This window comes from Kitasatospora nipponensis (genome assembly GCF_039528135.1).
Lineage (GTDB): Bacteria > Actinomycetota > Actinomycetes > Streptomycetales > Streptomycetaceae > Kitasatospora > Kitasatospora nipponensis.
Map to the genome: position 1 here is coordinate 1 of NZ_BAAALF010000727.1, position 697 is coordinate 697.

Annotated in this window: 1 protein-coding gene; it reads left to right on the forward strand. The window is 72.7% G+C overall.

Annotated elements, in window-relative coordinates:
• Window positions 1-657, forward strand: a 657-nt coding sequence (locus ABD323_RS42955; RefSeq protein WP_486327182.1) for a phosphohexomutase domain-containing protein, incomplete at its 5' end; no start/stop codon positions are given.
• Window positions 658-697: the final 40 nt, after the last annotated feature.

Consider the following 697-nt stretch of genomic DNA (forward strand, 5'->3'; position numbering starts at 1 on the left):
GCCTTCGACGGCGACGCGGACCGCTGCTTCGTCATCGACGAGCGCGGCGAGCCGGTCTCGCCCTCCGCCATCACCGCCCTGGTCGCCGTGCGCGAGCTGGCCCGGGCGCGCGCGGCCGGCGAGCCGAACGCCACGATCATCCACAACCTGATCACCTCCTGGACCGTTCCCGAGGTCGTCGCCGAGCACGGTGGCAAGGCGGTCCGCACCCGGGTCGGCCACTCCTTCATCAAGCAGGAGATGGCCGAGACCGACGCGATCTTCGGCGGCGAGCACTCCGCGCACTACTACTTCCGCGACTTCTGGCGCGCCGACACCGGCATGCTCGCGGCCCTGCACGTGCTCGCCGCGCTCGGCGGCCAGGCCGGCACGCTCTCCGCGCTGACCGCCGAGTACGACCGCTACGCGGCCTCCGGCGAGATCAACAGCGAGGTCGCCGACCAGGCCGGCAAGGCCGCCGAGGTGCGCGCCGCCTACGGCTCGCAGGAGGGCGTCAAGGTCGACGAGCTGGACGGCCTGACCATCGCCGGCGACGACTGGTGGTTCAACCTGCGCGCCTCCAACACCGAGCCGCTGCTGCGCCTGAACGTTGAGGCCAAGGACCCGGCGCGGATGGCCGAACTGCGCGACGCGGTGCTCGCCATCGTGCGCGGCTGACCCACCGCACGATCCACCGCACGACCCGCCTCCGGAGCCC